Annotated in this window: 17 protein-coding genes; 13 read left to right on the forward strand and 4 right to left on the reverse strand. The window is 59.5% G+C overall.

What is annotated here, in order from left to right:
- Positions 1-14 precede the first annotated feature (14 nt).
- On the reverse strand, positions 15-911 hold the full coding sequence (locus QMK50_RS19465) for a LysR substrate-binding domain-containing protein (RefSeq protein WP_095166824.1): 897 nt from the start codon (positions 909-911) through the stop codon (positions 15-17).
- Between the two features lie 106 nt (positions 912-1,017).
- Between QMK50_RS19465 and QMK50_RS19470 the strand changes: the two genes are divergently transcribed.
- The 8 genes from QMK50_RS19470 to rpoS all read left to right on the forward strand — a co-directional run bounded on the left by QMK50_RS19470 (position 1,018) and on the right by rpoS (position 8,228).
- Positions 1,018-2,130: an S-(hydroxymethyl)glutathione dehydrogenase/class III alcohol dehydrogenase gene (locus tag QMK50_RS19470; protein ID WP_159994045.1), complete on the forward strand. Its 1,113-nt coding sequence runs from the start codon at positions 1,018-1,020 to the stop codon at positions 2,128-2,130.
- 89 nt (positions 2,131-2,219) lie between these two features.
- A complete protein-coding gene (fghA, locus tag QMK50_RS19475; RefSeq protein WP_095166828.1) occupies positions 2,220-3,065 on the forward strand; it encodes an S-formylglutathione hydrolase in 846 nt (281 codons plus the stop codon).
- Positions 3,066-3,107: 42 nt separating this feature from the next.
- A complete protein-coding gene (ispF, locus tag QMK50_RS19480; RefSeq protein ID WP_095166830.1) occupies positions 3,108-3,581 on the forward strand; it encodes a 2-C-methyl-D-erythritol 2,4-cyclodiphosphate synthase in 474 nt (157 codons plus the stop codon).
- Positions 3,578-4,636 carry a tRNA pseudouridine(13) synthase TruD gene (gene truD / locus QMK50_RS19485; RefSeq protein WP_320333750.1) on the forward strand — a complete coding sequence of 353 codons (1,059 nt, stop codon included), beginning with the start codon at positions 3,578-3,580 and terminating at the stop codon, positions 4,634-4,636. Before ispF ends, truD begins: the two co-directional genes overlap by 4 nt.
- Positions 4,624-5,373, forward strand: coding sequence for a 5'/3'-nucleotidase SurE (gene surE, locus QMK50_RS19490; RefSeq protein ID WP_159994049.1), 750 nt, complete (start codon positions 4,624-4,626; stop codon positions 5,371-5,373). The genes truD and surE overlap by 13 nt, the downstream gene beginning before the upstream one ends.
- A 41-nt stretch (positions 5,374-5,414) precedes the next feature.
- Positions 5,415-6,050, forward strand: a complete 636-nt coding sequence (locus QMK50_RS19495; protein ID WP_174244610.1) for a protein-L-isoaspartate(D-aspartate) O-methyltransferase — start codon at positions 5,415-5,417, stop codon at positions 6,048-6,050.
- Between the two features lie 211 nt (positions 6,051-6,261).
- Complete coding sequence (locus QMK50_RS19500; protein WP_095166837.1) at positions 6,262-7,119, forward strand: peptidoglycan DD-metalloendopeptidase family protein; 858 nt, start codon at positions 6,262-6,264, stop codon at positions 7,117-7,119.
- Positions 7,120-7,223: 104 nt separating this feature from the next.
- Positions 7,224-8,228 carry an RNA polymerase sigma factor RpoS gene (gene rpoS, locus QMK50_RS19505; RefSeq protein ID WP_095166839.1) on the forward strand — a complete coding sequence of 335 codons (1,005 nt, stop codon included), beginning with the start codon at positions 7,224-7,226 and terminating at the stop codon, positions 8,226-8,228.
- Positions 8,229-8,736: 508 nt separating this feature from the next.
- Here the strand turns inward: rpoS and fdxA are convergent.
- Together fdxA and mutS are read right to left on the reverse strand one after the other, a co-directional pair.
- On the reverse strand, positions 8,737-9,060 hold the full coding sequence (fdxA, locus tag QMK50_RS19510) for a ferredoxin FdxA (protein WP_095166841.1): 324 nt from the start codon (positions 9,058-9,060) through the stop codon (positions 8,737-8,739).
- A 140-nt stretch (positions 9,061-9,200) separates the two neighbouring features.
- Positions 9,201-11,780 carry a DNA mismatch repair protein MutS gene (gene mutS / locus QMK50_RS19515; RefSeq protein WP_320333751.1) on the reverse strand — a complete coding sequence of 860 codons (2,580 nt, stop codon included), beginning with the start codon at positions 11,778-11,780 and terminating at the stop codon, positions 9,201-9,203.
- Between the two features lie 192 nt (positions 11,781-11,972).
- On the opposite strand from mutS, the gene QMK50_RS19520 reads away from it, so the two are divergent.
- The 5 genes from QMK50_RS19520 (at position 11,973) to recX (ending at position 15,455) form a co-directional block, all read left to right on the forward strand.
- Positions 11,973-12,716, forward strand: a complete 744-nt coding sequence (locus tag QMK50_RS19520) for a helix-turn-helix transcriptional regulator (protein ID WP_320333752.1) — start codon at positions 11,973-11,975, stop codon at positions 12,714-12,716.
- Between the two features lie 184 nt (positions 12,717-12,900).
- Entirely contained in the window at positions 12,901-13,242 is a 342-nt protein-coding gene (locus QMK50_RS19525; RefSeq protein ID WP_095166845.1) for a phage holin family protein, read from the forward strand.
- Positions 13,243-13,345: 103 nt separating this feature from the next.
- Complete coding sequence (locus QMK50_RS19530; RefSeq protein ID WP_159994057.1) at positions 13,346-13,846, forward strand: CinA family protein; 501 nt, start codon at positions 13,346-13,348, stop codon at positions 13,844-13,846.
- 83 nt (positions 13,847-13,929) lie between these two features.
- Positions 13,930-14,979, forward strand: coding sequence for a recombinase RecA (gene recA / locus QMK50_RS19535; protein ID WP_095166849.1), 1,050 nt, complete (start codon positions 13,930-13,932; stop codon positions 14,977-14,979).
- Positions 14,980-14,987: 8 nt separating this feature from the next.
- On the forward strand, positions 14,988-15,455 hold the full coding sequence (gene recX / locus QMK50_RS19540; protein WP_095166851.1) for a recombination regulator RecX: 468 nt from the start codon (positions 14,988-14,990) through the stop codon (positions 15,453-15,455).
- A 34-nt stretch (positions 15,456-15,489) separates the two neighbouring features.
- Here the strand turns inward: recX and QMK50_RS19545 are convergent, their stop codons facing one another.
- Entirely contained in the window at positions 15,490-16,608 is a 1,119-nt protein-coding gene (locus QMK50_RS19545) for a TIGR00730 family Rossman fold protein (protein ID WP_095166853.1), read from the reverse strand.
- Positions 16,609-17,073 lie beyond the last annotated feature (465 nt).

Here is a 17,073-nt window from a genome sequence, read left to right on the forward strand (position 1 = left end):
AGCCTGGCAGCAGGCTAGCTGCTGTATTCCGGCCGTTTTGCCAACCCTTCCTTAAGAAAATCGACCAATTTGCGCACCTTCGGCGACAGATGTCGTTGCTGTGGGTACAACGCCCAGACCGCGGTGTTCGGTGGCTGGTGGGCGTCGAGAAGCGACACCAGGGCGCCACTGGTCAGGTGTTCCAGCACGTAGTAGTCAGGGAGTTGGCACAGGCCAACGCCCTGGAGCGCGGCATCCAGGACGGCTTGCCCGCTGTTGCAGCGCCAGTTGCCTTGGACTCGCTGGGAAAACTCGCGGCCGTTTTGTTCCAGTTGCCAAAGGTCCGAACTGCCGATGAGGCAGTTGTGCCGGCTCAGTTCCGACAGGCTATGGGGGCGTCCATAACGCTCGAGGTAGGAGGGGGAGGCGCACAGGTACATGCGCCGTGGTGCCAGGCGGGTGGCCACCAGGCGCGAGTCCTGCAGGCGGCCAAGGCGAATGGCCAGGTCGAGGCCTTCGTGGACCAGGTCCAAGGGGCGGTTACTCAGTTCGATGTCGACCCGCAGCTGTGGGTAAAGCCCCATGAAGCCGGTCACCAGCGGCACGATGAAGCGCTCGCCGTACGCCACGGCACAGGTCATGCGCAGCATGCCCTTGGGTTCGCTGGTCAGGTCGCCGACGGCGCGCAAGGCCTCTTCGCGTCCGTCCTGCAGTCGTTGGCAATGTTGCAGGAAGGTTTGTCCAGCCTCGGTGAGGGTCACCCGGCGCGTGCTGCGGTAGAGCAGGCGGGTTTGCAGGCGTTCTTCCAGGCGTACGATTTGTCGACTGACGTGGGAGGAAGAGACTCCCAGGCGTTCAGCGGCGGCGGTGAACTGGCTGCATTCGGCGACGGCGACGAACTCGTCGATGCCTTCCCAGCGGTTCTCGGACATTCTGATTATCCCTGTATGGCAATAATATTTTGCATTTGTCTCGATTATTCATCGGATGGCCGTGTATTACACTCCCGGTCTCGTTTTAATTCGCTGGAGAGTCAGGATGATCAAGTCGCGCGCTGCCGTTGCCTTCGAGGCCAAGAAACCCCTGGAGATCGTTGAGGTCGATGTCGCCATGCCCAAGGCCGGTGAAGTGCTGTTGCGCGTGGTCGCCTCCGGCGTTTGCCACACCGACGCCTACACCTTGTCGGGTGCCGATCCGGAAGGCATCTTCCCGTCGATCCTCGGTCACGAAGGTGGCGCGGTTGTCGAAGCCATTGGCGAGGGCGTGACCTCGGTGGCCGTGGGCGATCATGTGATCCCGCTCTACACCCCGGAATGCGGCCAGTGCAAATTCTGCAAGTCGGGCAAGACCAACCTCTGCCAGGCGATCCGTGCGACCCAGGGCAAGGGCCTGATGCCGGACGGCACTACTCGCTTCTCCTACAAAGGCCAGCCGATTTTCCACTACATGGGGACCTCGACTTTCTCCGAGTACACCGTGCTGCCGGAAATTTCCGTGGCCAAGATTCCTAAAGAGGCGCCGCTGGAAAAGGTCTGCCTGCTGGGCTGCGGCGTGACCACCGGGATTGGTGCGGTGATCAACACTGCCAAGGTCAAGCCGGGCGATACCGTGGCCATCTTTGGCCTGGGCGGCATCGGCCTGTCGGCCGTGATCGGTGCGGTCAAGGCCAAGGCCGCGCGCATCATTGCGATCGACATCAACCCGGGCAAGTTCGAGATCGCCAAGCAGTTGGGCGCCACCGATTGTGTGAATCCGAAAGATTTCGACCGTCCGATCCAGGAGGTCATTGTCGACATGACCGATGGCGGCGTGGACTTTTCCTTTGAGTGCATCGGCAATGTCCAATTGATGCGTGCGGCACTGGAATGCTGCCACAAAGGCTGGGGCGAGTCGGTGATCATCGGCGTGGCCGGCGCTGGCCAGGAAATCGCCACCCGTCCGTTCCAGTTGGTCACCGGGCGCGTATGGCGCGGGTCGGCCTTTGGTGGGGTGCGCGGTCGCAGCGAATTGCCAAGCTATGTGGAAATGGCCCAGACCGGCGAGATTCCACTGGACACTTTCATCACCCACACCATGGGCCTGGAAGACATCAACAAGGCTTTTGACCTGATGCATGAAGGCAAGAGCATTCGCACCGTCATCCACTTTTAAGCGCAGCGCCAAGCGCCAAGCTGTAAGCGGCAAGCGGGTTCCCCTCTCTTGCGGTTCACAGCTTGCGGCTTGAAGCTGGGAGTACTCCCATGAGTCTGGAAAACATCTCATGCCAGAAGAGCTTCGGTGGCTGGCACAAACGCTACAGACATCACTCCCAAGTGCTGGGTTGCGACATGGTGTTTGCCGTGTACCTGCCACCCCAGGCGGAGCAGGGTGGCAAGTTGCCGGTGCTGTATTGGTTGTCGGGCTTGACCTGCACCGATGAGAACTTCATGCACAAGGCTGGTGCCATGCGCCTGGCGGCCGAGCTTGGCTTGATCATCGTGGCGCCGGACACCAGTCCGCGTGGTGCCGATGTGCCGGGGGACCCTGAAGGCGCCTGGGACTTTGGCCTAGGGGCCGGGTTTTACGTGAATGCCACCCAGCAACCCTGGGCCAAACACTATCGGATGCACGACTACGTGGTGCAGGAATTACCGGCATTGGTCGAGGCGCATTTCCCGGCCTCGGACAAACGCGGCGTCAGCGGTCACTCCATGGGTGGCCACGGTGCACTGGTGTGCGCACTGCGTAACCCGGGGCGCTACCAGTCGGTCTCGGCGTTCGCGCCGATCAACAACCCAATGGATTGCCCGTGGGGTCAGAAGGCCTTTTCGCGCTATCTGGGTGAAGAGCGTTCGAAGTGGCGAGAGTGGGATGCTACGGTGCTGATCAGCGAAGCCAGCGAACAGCTGCCGCTGCTGGTCGACCAGGGTGATCGGGACGACTTCCTCGCCACCCAACTCAAGCCTGAAGCCTTGCAGCAGGCAGCCAAACTCGCCGGCCATCCGCTGACCTTGCGCCTGCAACCGGGCTACGACCACAGCTATTTCTTCATCGCCAGCTTCATCGATGATCACTTACGGCATCACGCGCACGCCCTAGGCGCCTAAAGCAGGTAGAATCACGCCCTGACTCAATCAGGGCGTTTTTTTATGCGTATTGGCCACGGCTACGATGTGCACCGTTTTGCTGAAGGCGATTTCATCACTCTGGGCGGCGTGCGGATTGCACACAGCTTCGGGCTGCTCGCCCACTCCGACGGCGACGTATTGTTGCACGCGTTGAGCGATGCCTTGCTGGGTGCTGCGGCACTGGGCGATATCGGTAAACACTTCCCCGATACCGACCCCCAGTTCAAGGGTGCTGACAGCCGTGTGCTGTTGCGTCATGTCGTTGCGCTGATTCACGCCAAGGGCTGGAAAGTCGGCAACGTCGACAACACCATCGTCGCCCAGGCGCCGAAAATGGCTCCCCATATCGAAGCGATGCGCGCGCTGATTGCCGCCGATCTTCAAGTTGAACTGGATCAAGTGAACGTGAAAGCTACCACCACCGAAAAACTCGGCTTTGTCGGTCGCGAAGAAGGCATTGCCGTGCATTCCGTTGCCTTGTTGCTGCGCCCATGAACGAAGCGCAATTGCTCGGCCCGCGTGCCTACGGCGAACCCCTCGGCAGCGCCGTACTGAAAGCCATCGCGGAAGATTTCCAGGTCGATGAAGTGCTCGATATTCCGCTGACTGGCGATGGTGAGCACCTGTGGATCTGGGTGGAAAAGCGCGGCCTGAACACCGAGGAAGCGGCACGACGCATCGCCAAGGCCGCCGGCGTGCCCTTGCGCACCGTCAGCTATGCCGGCCTGAAGGATCGTCAAGCGCTGACCCGACAGTGGTTCAGCGTGCAATTACCGGGCAAGGCCGATCCGGATTTGTCGGCGGCTGAAAACGACACCCTGAAAATTCTCAAGACCGCCCGGCACAAGCGCAAGCTGCAACGGGGCGCGCATTCGGCCAACGGTTTTACCTTGCGCCTGACCCAGTTCGCCGGTGACAAAGAGGCGCTCGAAGCGCGTCTGCAACTGATCGTCAAGCAGGGCATTCCCAATTACTTCGGTGCACAACGTTTCGGCCATGACGGTGGCAACGTGGTGGACGCGCGTGCCTGGGCGGCACGCAAGGCCTTGCCGGAGCAGCGCAATGTGCGTTCGCGGTTGCTGTCCACCGCCCGTAGCTTTCTGTTCAATCAGGTGCTGGCGGCGCGTGTTGCCGACGGTAGTTGGCAGCGCGCTCAGGTTGGCGACTTACTGGCTTTCACCGACAGCCGCAGCTTTTTCCCGGCTGGCGAAGCGGAGTGCAGCGACCCGCGCCTGGCGATCCTCGACCTGCATCCGACCGGGCCGCAATGGGGCGAGGGCGATTCACCTGCCGCTGGTGCGACTCATGAGCTGGAGCAACGGATCGCCACGAACGAAGCGGACCTGCGCGATTGGCTGGTAAACGCCGGAATGAGCCATGAACGACGCATCCTGCGGCTGCCCATTGGCGGGTTGACGTGGCATTATCCTTCGCTGGACATTCTGCAACTGGAATTCGTCCTGCCGGCCGGATGCTTCGCCACCGTATTGGTGCGTGAACTCGTTGATCTGGTGCCGGTGGGGCAGACGGACAGCCCATGCGTATTCTGATTTCTAACGACGACGGGGTAACCGCACCCGGTCTCGCCGCGCTTTATGCTGCGCTGGCGGATTACACCGAGTGCGTGGTTATCGCCCCGGACCAGGACAAGAGCGGCGCCAGCAGTTCGCTGACGCTGGACCGTCCGCTGCACCCGCAAACCCTGGCCAACGGCTTTATCAGCCTGAATGGCACGCCGACCGATTGTGTGCACCTGGGCCTCAACGGCTTGCTCGAGCGCGAGCCGGACATGGTGGTTTCCGGGATCAACCTGGGTGCCAACCTGGGGGACGACGTGCTGTATTCCGGTACGGTTGCGGCGGCACTCGAAGGGCGCTTCCTCGCCAAGCCGTCCTTTGCGTTTTCCCTGGTCTCGCGGCAGGTGGATAATTTGCCGACAGCCGCCTACTTTGCGCGCAAACTGGTGGAAGCTCATGCCGAGCTGAATCTGCCGCCGCGCACGGTGTTGAACGTGAACATTCCGAACCTGCCGCTGGACCACATCCGGGGCATTCAACTGACCCGCCTGGGCCACCGGGCACGCGCTGCGGCGCCGACCAAGGTGGTCGACCCACGCGGCAAGTCCGGCTACTGGATTGCTGCGGCCGGCGATGCGGAAGATGGTGGGCCGGGTACGGATTTCCATGCCGTCATGCAGGGGTATGTCTCCATCACCCCGCTGCAGCTCGATCGCACCTTCAATGATGCCTTTGCCAGTCTCGATGGCTGGCTGGAGGGGCTGCGCTGATGGCTCGCGAGCAAGACGATATGCTGCGCCGCGGGATCGGGATGACTTCCCAGCGGACCCGTGAACGCTTGATCCAGCGACTTTATGAAGAAGGCGTGAGCAACGCTCAGGTCCTGGAAGTGATCCGCCGTACACCGCGCCATCTGTTTGTCGATGAAGCGCTGGCCCACCGTGCCTACGAAGACACGGCCTTGCCGATTGGCCACAACCAGACCATTTCCCAGCCTTATATGGTGGCACGCATGAGCGAGCTGCTTTTAGAGGCGGGGCCGTTGGACAAGGTAATGGAGATCGGTACCGGTTCCGGCTATCAGACGGCTGTATTGTCGCAACTGGTGGAACGGGTGTTTTCGGTCGAGCGGATCAAGGTCCTGCAGGATCGGGCCAAAGAGCGCCTGGTGGAATTGAACCTGCGCAACGTGGTGTTTCGCTGGGGCGATGGTTGGGAAGGCTGGCCGGCATTGGCACCTTACAACGGCATTATCGTCACGGCGGTGGCGACCGATGTGCCCCAGGCATTGCTGGATCAGTTGGCGCCAGGAGGGCGTCTGGTGATTCCGGTTGGGTCAGGCGAGGTTCAACAATTGTTGCTGATCATCCGCGAGGAACAGGGGTTTTCCAGGCGTGTCCTGGGCTCGGTGCGCTTCGTCCCGTTGCTTAACGGGCCATTGGCCTGAGCATTTGTTCAACGGCGCTGAATTCTCTCCGATTACCTTGGTCTTACAGCGGCAAGGATGGCTTCAACGTCGTTGTACTACAGCCGGTAAACGCAGGCTTGTATCGATTTCGTTTTGCCGACGGTAATGCGCCAGCGGCCAGTTATACTTGCGACACTTCATGCCTGAACCAGGCATCTACTATTTTCAGCCACCAGAAAGGGAGCGGCGGGTGAGTCTCAAAGTCATTGCGCAGCGTATTGGTACAAAAAGCTTTCAGTGCCTGGTGACTGGCCTTGTCTTGAGCTCATTGCTGGTCGGTTGCTCCAGCACCAAGTCGAGTGACGTGCGGGTTGTCGATCGCAACAGCACGGCCGCCCAGCGTCCTGCCGTTACCACCGGCCAGTACGTAGTCCGTCGCGGCGATACCTTGTTTTCAATCGCTTTCCGCTACGGCTGGGACTACAAAGCCCTCGCCGCGCGCAACAACATTCCTACGCCTTATACGATACATCCGGGTCAGACGATTCGCTTCGATGGGCGCTCGGGTTCAACGCCGACCCCGGTCGTAACGTCCTCCACCACCAACTCTTCGTCTTCCGGAAAATTCACGGTTACTCGCCGTCCGGCTTCGGCGACCGGCACCAGTACGGCCACTGCTGCACCGTCTACTGCCAGCAAGCCCGCGCCGGCGCCATTGCCTCCAGCGGGGCCCGCTCCCACAGGATGGGGTTGGCCATCTAATGGCATTCTTATTGGAAAATTCTCTTCAAACGGTAGTTTGAATAAAGGAATTGATATCGCCGGAGATTTGGGACAGCCTGTTTTAGCTGCGTCTGATGGGACTGTCGTTTACGCCGGGAGTGGCTTGCGGGGCTACGGTGAATTGGTCATTATCAAACACAGCGATACCTACGTCAGTGCCTACGGTCACAACCGCAGGCTGTTGGTTCGGGAGGGGCAGCAGGTCAAGGTTGGGCAGACAATTGCCGAAATGGGGTCAACGGGTACGGACCGGGTGAAACTGCATTTTGAGATTCGCCGACAAGGTAAGCCAGTAGATCCGCTGCAATTCCTGCCACGTCGTTGATTTGTTACCAGCCTGTTCCTTCACGTAGAGGAACAGGCTCCAGCGTTGCCAAGGATAAAGGCGCCGCTTGAGCTTGAGGTCGAACTCACCAAAGGACTATAACAATGGCTCTCAGTAAAGAAGTGCCGGAGTTTGACATCGACGATGAGGTTCTCCTGATGGAGACCGACGTCGCATCGGATCAGACGTCGAATGAGGGGTCTGCTACACCTTCAGTTCGCGCAAAATCCAAACACTCCGCCTCACTCAAGCAACACAAGTACATTGATTACACACGGGCGCTAGATGCTACCCAGTTGTATCTCAATGAAATCGGCTTTTCCCCCCTGTTGTCCCCGGAAGAAGAAGTTCATTTTGCGCGCCTGTCGCAAAGTGGAGATCCGGCCGGGCGTAAACGCATGATTGAAAGCAACTTGCGACTGGTGGTGAAAATCGCCCGACGCTACGTCAATCGTGGGCTGTCATTGCTCGACCTGATCGAAGAGGGCAACCTTGGGCTGATCCGGGCAGTGGAAAAGTTTGATCCGGAGCGTGGCTTCCGCTTTTCGACCTACGCAACCTGGTGGATTCGTCAGACCATCGAGCGCGCGATCATGAATCAAACCCGGACCATCCGGTTGCCGATTCATGTGGTCAAAGAGCTGAATGTCTACTTGCGGGCCGCCCGAGAGCTGACACAAAAGCTCGATCATGAACCCTCACCCGAAGAAATCGCCAACCTGCTGGAAAAACCGGTGGGAGAGGTCAAGCGCATGCTCGGCCTGAACGAGCGGGTTTCTTCGGTCGACGTCTCGTTGGGTCCGGATTCGGATAAAACCCTGCTGGACACCCTGACTGACGACCGCCCTACCGATCCCTGTGAGCTGCTTCAGGATGATGACCTGTCACAGAGTATCGATCAGTGGCTGTGCGAATTGACCGACAAGCAACGAGAGGTGGTGATTCGCCGCTTCGGCTTGCGCGGCCATGAGAGCAGCACGCTGGAAGACGTTGGCCTGGAAATCGGACTGACCCGCGAACGGGTCCGGCAGATCCAGGTTGAAGGACTGAAACGTCTGCGTGAAATTCTCGAGAAAAATGGATTGTCGAGCGAGTCTTTGTTCCAGTAGCAGGAACCCCGGTACTCGATCAGCAAAAACCCCGGCATCTCGGGGTTTTTTGTGCCCGCGATTTCACCACGTGTTTAGCAGGGAGAGTATCCCGGGTGCTTTCCCGGGTTGCTGTAAGCCGTGGCTTACTCTTTCGTAAGTGTTCGGTTTTTATGCTTGCTGGATGAATGCTGTTGCTCAGTAATACATTTTTTAACATGTTGTTTTATAAGTAATTAATTATTAGCGCAGGCACTTCTACACCTACTGTTTAAGCCTAAGCGGTGATTGTGATTGCTGGCGAAGCCTTTAATATCAGCCCTGTGTCGACGGATAGACACAGCCATCAAGGATGATGGTCAAGGAACATCGCAAGGACGTGATTCATCAGGACGATGAAAAGGAACACAGGGACTAGGGAAAAAATGTGGGCGGGTCATACCGCCCCTTTTTTTTGCCAGCTGAAAAGTACCGCGCTCCAAAATGCAAAAAGGCCCGCGAAGGGCCTTTTTTGAGCGTGCAGCGAAGATCAGCGAACCAGGTCTTTGATCTTGCCTTTGACGCCATCAAATTCCGCTGCGTCTGGCAGCGAATCTTTCTTCTCAGTGATGTTGGGCCAGATTTCGGCCAGTTCAACGTTCAGCTGAATGAATTCTTGCATCTCGTCCGGAACTTCGTCCTCGGAGAAGATGGCCACAGCAGGGCATTCCGGCTCGCACAGGGCGCAGTCGATGCACTCATCCGGGTGAATCACCAGGAAGTTCGGGCCTTCGTAAAAGCAGTCCACCGGACAGACTTCTACGCAGTCGGTGTACTTGCACTTGATGCAGTTGTCGGTGACGACGAAGGTCATTTCTAATTCTCTCCTCAGGCGGCGTGCTGCGCCCCTTCACGGTGGGGTCGCCAGGTTTGGGAGCGCTTGCCTGCAGACCAGGCTAATAGCCTGCAGCACCCCAAACCGCGCGAGATTCTAACAGCTTGCAGGCAACAGCGTTAGATCCGTGTCTTCAGTGTATAGAGCATTTCGAGTGCACGACGTGGTGTCAGGTCATCCAGATCGAGTTTTGCCAGTTCATCCAGCACCGGGTGGGGCAGGCTGGCGAACATGTCGCTCTGCTGCGGCGCTGCCGGTTTGCCTTTGGCTGGAGCCGGGACTTCATGGGGCAGGCTGGTGGTTTCCAGGCGGCTCAAGTGCTCTCGGGCGCGCAGGATGACCTCTGTGGGCACACCCGCCAGTTGTGCCACCGCCAGGCCGTAGCTCTGGCTGGCGGGGCCAGGCAGCACGTGGTGGAGGAAAACGATGCGCTCGTTGTGTTCGGTGGCGTTGAGATGCACGTTGGCCACCAATGGCTGGGCTTCCGGCAGCACCGTCAACTCGAAGTAGTGGGTAGCGAACAGCGTGTAGGCGCGCAGTTGGGCCAGGCGCTCGGCCGCCGCCCAGGCCAGGGACAAGCCGTCGAAGGTGCTGGTGCCACGGCCCACTTCGTCCATCAGCACCAGGCTGCGTTCGGTGGCATTGTGCAGAATGTTCGCGGTTTCGCTCATTTCCACCATAAAGGTCGAGCGCCCGCCTGCAAGGTCGTCACTGGAGCCGATCCGGGTGAAGATCCGGTCCACCAGCGACAACTCACAGCTGGCCGCCGGCACGAAGCTGCCGATGTGCGCCAGCAACACGATCAGTGCAGTCTGGCGCATATAGGTGGATTTACCGCCCATGTTCGGCCCGGTGATCACCAGCATCCGGGTGTTGTCGTCCAGGCTCAGGTCGTTGGCCACGAACGGGGTGCTCAGCACTTGCTCGACCACTGGGTGGCGGCCCTGGCTGATGCGCATGCACGGCTCGCTGACGAAACGCGGGCAGTTCAGATCAAGGTTCAACGCGCGTTCGGCCAGGTTGCTCAGCACATCCAGCTCGGCCAGTGCCGCTGCAGTGTCCTGCAAGGGTGGCAATTGGCTGATCAAGTCCTCGAGCAGGGCTTCATAAAGCATTTTCTCGCGAGCCAGCGCTCGGCTCTTGGCCGACAGTGCCTTGTCTTCGAATGCCTTGAGTTCCGGCGTAATGAAACGCTCGGCACCCTTGAGCGTCTGCCGCCGGATGTAGTCGGCGGGGGCCTGTTCGGCCTGCTTGCTCGGCAGTTCGATGAAGTAGCCGTGAATCCGGTTGTAACCGACCTTCAGGTGGGACAGGCCGGTGCGCGCCTTTTCCCGGGCTTCCAGGTCGATGAGGAACTGGCCGGCGTTCTCGCTCAGCGATTGCAGCTCGTCGAGCTCGGTGTCGTACCCGGTTTTCAACACCCCACCGTCGCGGATCACTGCGGGCGGGTTGTCGATGATGGCTTTTTCCAGCAGCGCCGCCAGTTCGGGATAGGTGCTGGTGGTCACGGCCAGTTGGTTCAGGTGCGACGCTTCCAGTTCGCTCATCGCCACTTGCAGTTGCGGCAGGGCGCCGAGGGCGTCACGCAGGCGTGCCAGGTCGCGCGGGCGAGCGTTGCGCAGGCCGATCCGCGCCAGGATTCGCTCTATGTCGCCGATCTCCTTGAGCTGCGGTTGCAGTTTCTCGAAGCGATAGCCATCCAGCAGGCAGGTGATCGAACTCTGCCGCGCCTGTAGCACCTGCAGGTCGCGCAACGGGCGGTTCAGCCAGCGGGTCAGCAGGCGGCTGCCCATGGCAGTCTGGCAACGATCGACCACCGATTGCAGGGTGTTATCGCGGCCACCGGCCAGGTTGGTGTCCAGTTCCAGGTTGCGTCGGCTCGCGCCGTCCAGCACCACGGTGTCGTCCAGGCGTTCATGCCGCAGGCTGCGCAAGTGCGGCAGGGCGGTACGCTGGGTTTCCTTGGCATAGCTCAGGAGGCAACCGGCAGCGCCGATAGCCAGGGTCAGGTTCTCGCAGCCAAAACCCTTGAGGTCCTGGGTGGAAAATTGCTGGCACAGGCTCTTGAACGCCGAATCTCGCTCAAAATCCCACGGCGCGCGACGACGAACGCCACGCCGTTTTTCCGCCGGCAGGTCTTTTGGCCAGTCATCCGGGATCATCAGTTCCACCGGGTTGACCCGTTCCAGCTCGGCCAGCAGGTTTTCCCAGCCTTTGATTTCCAGCACCGTGAAGTTGCCGCTGGTGATGTCCAGTACGGCCAGGCCGAACAGGCGCTCGTCACCCAGCACAGCAGCGATCAGGTTGTCGCGCCGTTCGTCCAGCAACGCCTCGTCGCTGACGGTGCCGGGGGTGATGATGCGCACCACCTGGCGATCCACCGGCCCTTTGCTGGTCGCCGGATCACCCACCTGCTCACAGATCACTACTGATTCGCCCAGCTTGACCAGCTTGGCGAGGTAACCTTCGGCGGCATGGTAAGGAATCCCACACATCGGAATCGCCTGGCCGGCCGACTGCCCACGCGCCGTCAGGGTGATGTCCAGCAGCTTGGCGGCTTTCTTCGCGTCTTCGTAGAAGATCTCGTAGAAGTCCCCCATGCGATAGAACATCAACTGGTCTGGGTGCTGGTTCTTCAGGCGCCAGTACTGCTGCATCATCGGGGTGTGGGAGGACAGGTCGGAAAGTGCTTTATTCATCGGGTAATCAGGCGGATTCATTCAAAGGGGTGGGTAAAGGAGGGCGTTGCCCAGGCCTTTGCGCGATGGGCGCAAGGTTACCATGGGCGGCTCCGCACGACCCAGGGATGAACGCCAAGTGGGGGGGTTTTGCGAATCTGAAGGGCAATTTATGCGAAACAGCATTTGTCATCCCGAAAAAGAATCCGCATTATGCAAAGTATGCAAAAACGCAATGTTTCTACCGTCCTCAGGGCGCTGCTCGATCAACACGGGATCTCCCCTACGGAGCTTCACCGGCGTACCGGCGTGCCGCAATCCACCCTCTCGCGGATACTCGGCGGCAAGATCGCCGATCCGGCGGATAAACACATCTCGAAGATCGCCGAGTATTTTCGTGTGAGCACCGACCAGTTGCGTGGCCGTGTCGATGTCGCGCCGGGTTACCCGCCTCCACGAGCTCCCGCGCACTCGGAGCTCAAGGACATCAGCCTGTGGGATGACGACACTCCCATCGAAGACGACGAGGTCTCGGTACCCTTTCTGCGCGAGGTTGAATTGGCTGCTGGATCAGGAAGATTCGTGATCGAAGAAAGCGAGCGCGCCAGCCTGCGTTTTGGCAAGCGCAGCCTGCGCCACAACGGCGTGCAATTCGATCAGGCCAAATGCGTGACCGTGCGCGGCAACAGCATGTTGCCGGTGCTGCGTGATGGCGCCACGGTAGGGGTGAATGCCGGCAAATGCGGGATCGGCGATATCGTCGACGGCGATCTCTACGCGATCAACCACAACGGCCAGTTGCGCGTGAAACAGCTGTATCGACTGCCCACCGGGATTCGCCTGCGCAGCTTCAATCGCGATGAGCATCCGGATGAGGACTATGGCTTCCAGGATATCCAGACCGGGCAGATCGTAATCCTGGGGCATGTGTTCTGGTGGGGTATGTACGCTCGCTGATTGTCTCTTGTGCCAATCCCAACCCGTCCTCTGGCGGGTTTTTTTGCGCCTGGAGTTTTTTTTGGGGGGAGGTGAATTGTTTTGATGCATTTATGCATGAATATTCGCTGAGTGTGATGGGTTTCCGATTGACTATATATGCATCAGTGCATAATGTTTTGACTCGTCACTCAGGAGCAATCAAATGACAATCGAACAGCAAGCCTTGCTGGAGATCCCTGTCTGGCTGGTCATTGCACTCACGCTGCTGGGTGGCTTGTCTGGTGAAATGTGGCGTGCGGACAAGGAGGGTGAGCGCGGCTGGTCATTGGTCCGGCGCCTGAGCCTGCGCTCTGGGTCGAGCATGATCTGCGGTGTCTCGGTGGTGATGCTGTTATATGCCGCCAACATCTCGGCCTGGACAGCTGCCGCATTCGGCTGCCTGACGGCGATGGCCGGTGCGGATTTCGCCATTGGCTTGTATCAGCGCTGGGCGGCCAGGCGCATCGGCGTAGTGGAAGACCAGGCCCCAGAGGATCAGCGGTAGTGCGCGGGCACGGCGCCACTCATATTTTGATTTCCCCAGCGCCTTGCAAGCGCAACCTGCTCATGTAGGGTAGTGCTCACGCCCGTCTGATAAGGAGAGAGTCGTGAATGAAATCACTCAGCTGGCCGCGGAACTGGGCCGGCGTCTACAGGTTCTCAATGCCCACGTCAGCACGGCCGAATCCTGCACCGGGGGCGGTATCGCCGAGGCGATCACCCGGATTGCCGGCAGTTCGGCCTGGTTCGAGGCGGGGTATGTCACGTACTCCAATCGCCAGAAAACCCAGCAATTGAAGGTGCCGGGCGAGTTGTTCGAGCAGGTCGGGGCGGTGAGTCGCGAGGTCGTGGAGGCCATGGTTCGCGGCGCGCAGCGCAACAGCCATGCGCGGTTTGCCGTGGCGGTCAGCGGGATCGCCGGGCCTGACGGCGGCTCGCCGGCCAAGCCGGTGGGGACTGTCTGGCTGGCCTGGGGGGTGGGCGAGGCCGTGTTTAGCGAGTGCCGGCACTTCCCCGGTAACCGCGATGAGGTCCGCCGACAAACGGTGAAGGCCGCGCTAGAGGGCTTGCTGCAACATGCCGCCGGAGAAATCTCAAATCAGGGGTAGGCGATCCACAATCGCTGTGGAATAATACTGTCTACTTATACAGGTGTTGGCCGTCAGGCCTTATTGATTACGTGAGGACTTTAATGGACGACAACAAGAAGAAAGCCTTGGCTGCGGCCCTGGGTCAGATCGAACGTCAATTCGGCAAGGGTGCCGTAATGCGTATGGGCGATCAGGACCGTCAGGCGATCCCGGCTATCTCCACTGGCTCTCTGGGTCTGGACATCGCACTCGGCATTGGCGGCCTGCCAAAAGGCCGTATCGTTGAAATCTACGGTCCTGAATCTTCCGGTAAAACCACCCTGACCCTGTCGGTCATCGCCCAAGCGCAAAAAGCCGGTGCGACCTGCGCGTTCGTCGATGCCGAGCACGCCCTGGACCCGGAATACGCCGGCAAACTGGGGGTCAACGTCGACGACCTGCTGGTTTCCCAGCCGGACACCGGCGAGCAAGCCCTGGAAATCACCGACATGCTGGTGCGTTCCAACGCGGTTGACGTGATCATCGTCGACTCCGTGGCTGCACTGGTACCCAAGGCGGAAATCGAAGGCGAGATGGGCGACATGCACGTGGGCCTGCAAGCCCGCCTGATGTCCCAGGCGCTGCGTAAAATCACCGGTAACATCAAGAACGCCAATTGCTTGGTGATCTTCATCAACCAGATCCGGATGAAAATCGGCGTGATGTTCGGCAGCCCGGAAACCACCACCGGTGGTAACGCGCTGAAGTTCTACGCCTCGGTTCGCCTGGACATCCGCCGTACTGGCGCGGTGAAAGAAGGCGACGAAGTGGTCGGCAGCGAAACCCGCGTCAAAGTCGTCAAGAACAAGGTGGCGGCACCGTTCCGTCAGGCCGAGTTCCAGATTCTTTACGGCAAGGGCATCTACCTCAATGGCGAGATGATCGACCTGGGTGTGTTGCACGGTTTTGTTGAGAAGTCCGGTGCCTGGTATGCCTACAACGGCAGCAAGATCGGTCAGGGCAAGGCCAACTCGGCCAAGTTCCTGCAGGACAACCCGGACATTGCAGCCAAGCTCGAGAAGCAGATTCGCGACAAGCTGCTGACGCCGGTGGACCTCAACGCCGCGCCGGTCAAAGAGACTGAAGATGACCTGGCCGACGCTGATATCTGATTGATCCCATGACCGCCGTACTCGATACCCTCGTCGCGGTGCGGCGAACCGCAATGGACCTGCTAGCGCGACGCGAGCACGGTCGAGTCGAGCTGACGCGTAAACTGCGTCAGCGCGGCGCCCCCGATGAAATGATCGACACTGCCCTCGACCGTCTGACGGAAGAGGGGTTGCTGTCCGAATCCCGTTACCTCGAAAGTTTCGTTTCCTACCGGGCCCGTTCAGGCTACGGCCCTTTGCGCATTCGTGAAGAGTTGAGCCAGCGCGGATTGCAGCGCGCTGATATCGAACTCGCCTTGCGCGAGTGTGGAATCAGCTGGCAGGCACAACTGGAAGACACCTGGCGCCGTAAATTTGCCGGGCATTTACCAATCGATGCCCGCGAGCGTGCCAAGCAAGGGCGCTTCCTCGCTTATCGCGGTTACTCCATGGAGATGATCGGCCGGTTGTTCAGCGGCCGAGCAATGGACGACTAAAAAAGCCCGACTAGAAATAGTCGGGCTTTTTTATTCACGTCACTTTGATGGGGTCCCGTTGGCGCTGGGCAGTTGCGGGCTGGGAGGTGACCCAGTTTTCCGGCAGGTTGAGGTAGTCCACCAACTCACGCAGGCGCCCATGATCCCGGGCATTGAAGGTGAACGCCAGACGCGCCAAGTGGCTGAACTGCGCTTCGTCATGCTCCTCGCCACTGTAGGCATGCTGGTGAAAGTGATCGCTGAGGCACAGATCGGCGAACGCCACTTGCAGGTGTGCCAGCGCCTGCTCGGTGAGCGCGTGATTCATACGGATCACAAACTGGTTTTTTAGCCAGCGGCTGGAGTGGAAGTTGCTGTAGAACTGATTGATTTGCGCCACGGCTTCCTCGGCGTTATCCACCAGACGCACCAGCTTCAGGTCGTTGGGCAGGATGTAGCGATTGGCCTCCAATTGATTGCGGATAAACTCCAATGCGCTTTCCCAGAACTTGCCGCCCGGTGCATCCAGCAGCACCACGGGTACCAGTGGGCTTTTGCCGGTCTGGATCAGGGTCAGTACTTCCAGGGCTTCGTCCAGTGTGCCGAAGCCGCCCGGGCACAGCACCAGCGCGTCGGCTTCCTTGACGAAGAACAGTTTGCGGGTGAAGAAAAAGTGGAAGGGCAGCAAGTTGGCAGTGCCACCGACGGTGGGGTTGGCATGCTGTTCGAAGGGCAGGGTGATGTTGAACCCAAGGCTGTGATCACGGCCGGCGCCTTCGTGAGCGGCGGCCATGATCCCGCCACCGGCTCCGGTGATCACCATCAGGTCCGATTGCGCGAGTTTTTCCCCCAGTTCACGGGCCAGTGCATACAGCGGGTGCTCCACCGGAGTACGCGCTGAGCCGAACACGGTGACCTTGCGGCGTCCCTTGAACTGTTCCAGCACACGGAAAGCGTGCTCCAGTTCGCGCAAGGCTTGTAGGGTGATCTTGGCATTCCAGCGGTTGTGGTCGTCCTGGGCCATGCGCAGGACGGTCAGCATCATGTCGCGGTAGATCGGAATGTTCGGGCTGTTGGGGGAAACCAGGTTGAGTTGTTCTTCGATCTTGCTCGTGAGATCGACACCGTTGTTCTGAAAATGACGTATCAGAAGGTCATTCGGTTGGTAAGGCATTCAACTTCTCCTTCTACACAGAACCTTCGGCCCGACCGAAAGATTCGTCGGGGCCGCGACACACCTCGTGTCGCCTGGGCATTGCAGCCAACCCGACTCGCCGCGGACGGCCGTCGAGTCATCCAGACGGGTTCTGTTTATCCCTTGGATGAAAGAAATGTTCGCAAGACACCGCTCTGGATGGCAGCCCCTTTTCTGCCGTGAGCATTGAACATCGACAGGTTAAATCTAGACGCTCGGCGTCAGTTGCGCTGACTTGATCATGGTCCTGAAAAGTCTGTGCTGGCAATAGCTTGTTGGCGATAGGTGATCGACTTTCACCGCTTGTCTGAAGCTCCACCTTAGGCGCTACGCTCTGATTTACTGAAATACAGACACGCAACACATTTGTCGTGCGTCCAGGGCAAGACGCAAGGCACCAGGAGCTGTGGGGAGTCATCGCGCAAGTAGTGGCGATTCTTAGGC

The sequence above is a fragment of the Pseudomonas sp. P5_152 genome (genome assembly GCF_033989915.1).
In the GTDB taxonomy this organism is placed as follows: Bacteria; Pseudomonadota; Gammaproteobacteria; order Pseudomonadales; family Pseudomonadaceae; genus Aquipseudomonas.

Coding starts and splice junctions, on each gene's coding strand:
- mutS (WP_320333751.1), bottom strand. CDS start 11,780: ATGAATAAAGCACTTTCCGACCTGTCCTCCCACACCCCGATGATGCAG.
- QMK50_RS19520 (WP_320333752.1), top strand. CDS start 11,973: ATGCAAAGTATGCAAAAACGCAATGTTTCTACCGTCCTCAGGGCGCTG.
- fghA (WP_095166828.1), top strand. CDS start 2,220: ATGAGTCTGGAAAACATCTCATGCCAGAAGAGCTTCGGTGGCTGGCAC.
- QMK50_RS19465 (WP_095166824.1), bottom strand. CDS start 911: ATGTCCGAGAACCGCTGGGAAGGCATCGACGAGTTCGTCGCCGTCGCC.
- surE (WP_159994049.1), top strand. CDS start 4,624: ATGCGTATTCTGATTTCTAACGACGACGGGGTAACCGCACCCGGTCTC.
- recA (WP_095166849.1), top strand. CDS start 13,930: ATGGACGACAACAAGAAGAAAGCCTTGGCTGCGGCCCTGGGTCAGATC.
- ispF (WP_095166830.1), top strand. CDS start 3,108: ATGCGTATTGGCCACGGCTACGATGTGCACCGTTTTGCTGAAGGCGAT.
- QMK50_RS19545 (WP_095166853.1), bottom strand. CDS start 16,608: ATGCCTTACCAACCGAATGACCTTCTGATACGTCATTTTCAGAACAAC.
- QMK50_RS19470 (WP_159994045.1), top strand. CDS start 1,018: ATGATCAAGTCGCGCGCTGCCGTTGCCTTCGAGGCCAAGAAACCCCTG.
- QMK50_RS19525 (WP_095166845.1), top strand. CDS start 12,901: ATGACAATCGAACAGCAAGCCTTGCTGGAGATCCCTGTCTGGCTGGTC.
- rpoS (WP_095166839.1), top strand. CDS start 7,224: ATGGCTCTCAGTAAAGAAGTGCCGGAGTTTGACATCGACGATGAGGTT.
- recX (WP_095166851.1), top strand. CDS start 14,988: ATGACCGCCGTACTCGATACCCTCGTCGCGGTGCGGCGAACCGCAATG.
- truD (WP_320333750.1), top strand. CDS start 3,578: ATGAACGAAGCGCAATTGCTCGGCCCGCGTGCCTACGGCGAACCCCTC.
- QMK50_RS19495 (WP_174244610.1), top strand. CDS start 5,415: ATGACTTCCCAGCGGACCCGTGAACGCTTGATCCAGCGACTTTATGAA.
- fdxA (WP_095166841.1), bottom strand. CDS start 9,060: ATGACCTTCGTCGTCACCGACAACTGCATCAAGTGCAAGTACACCGAC.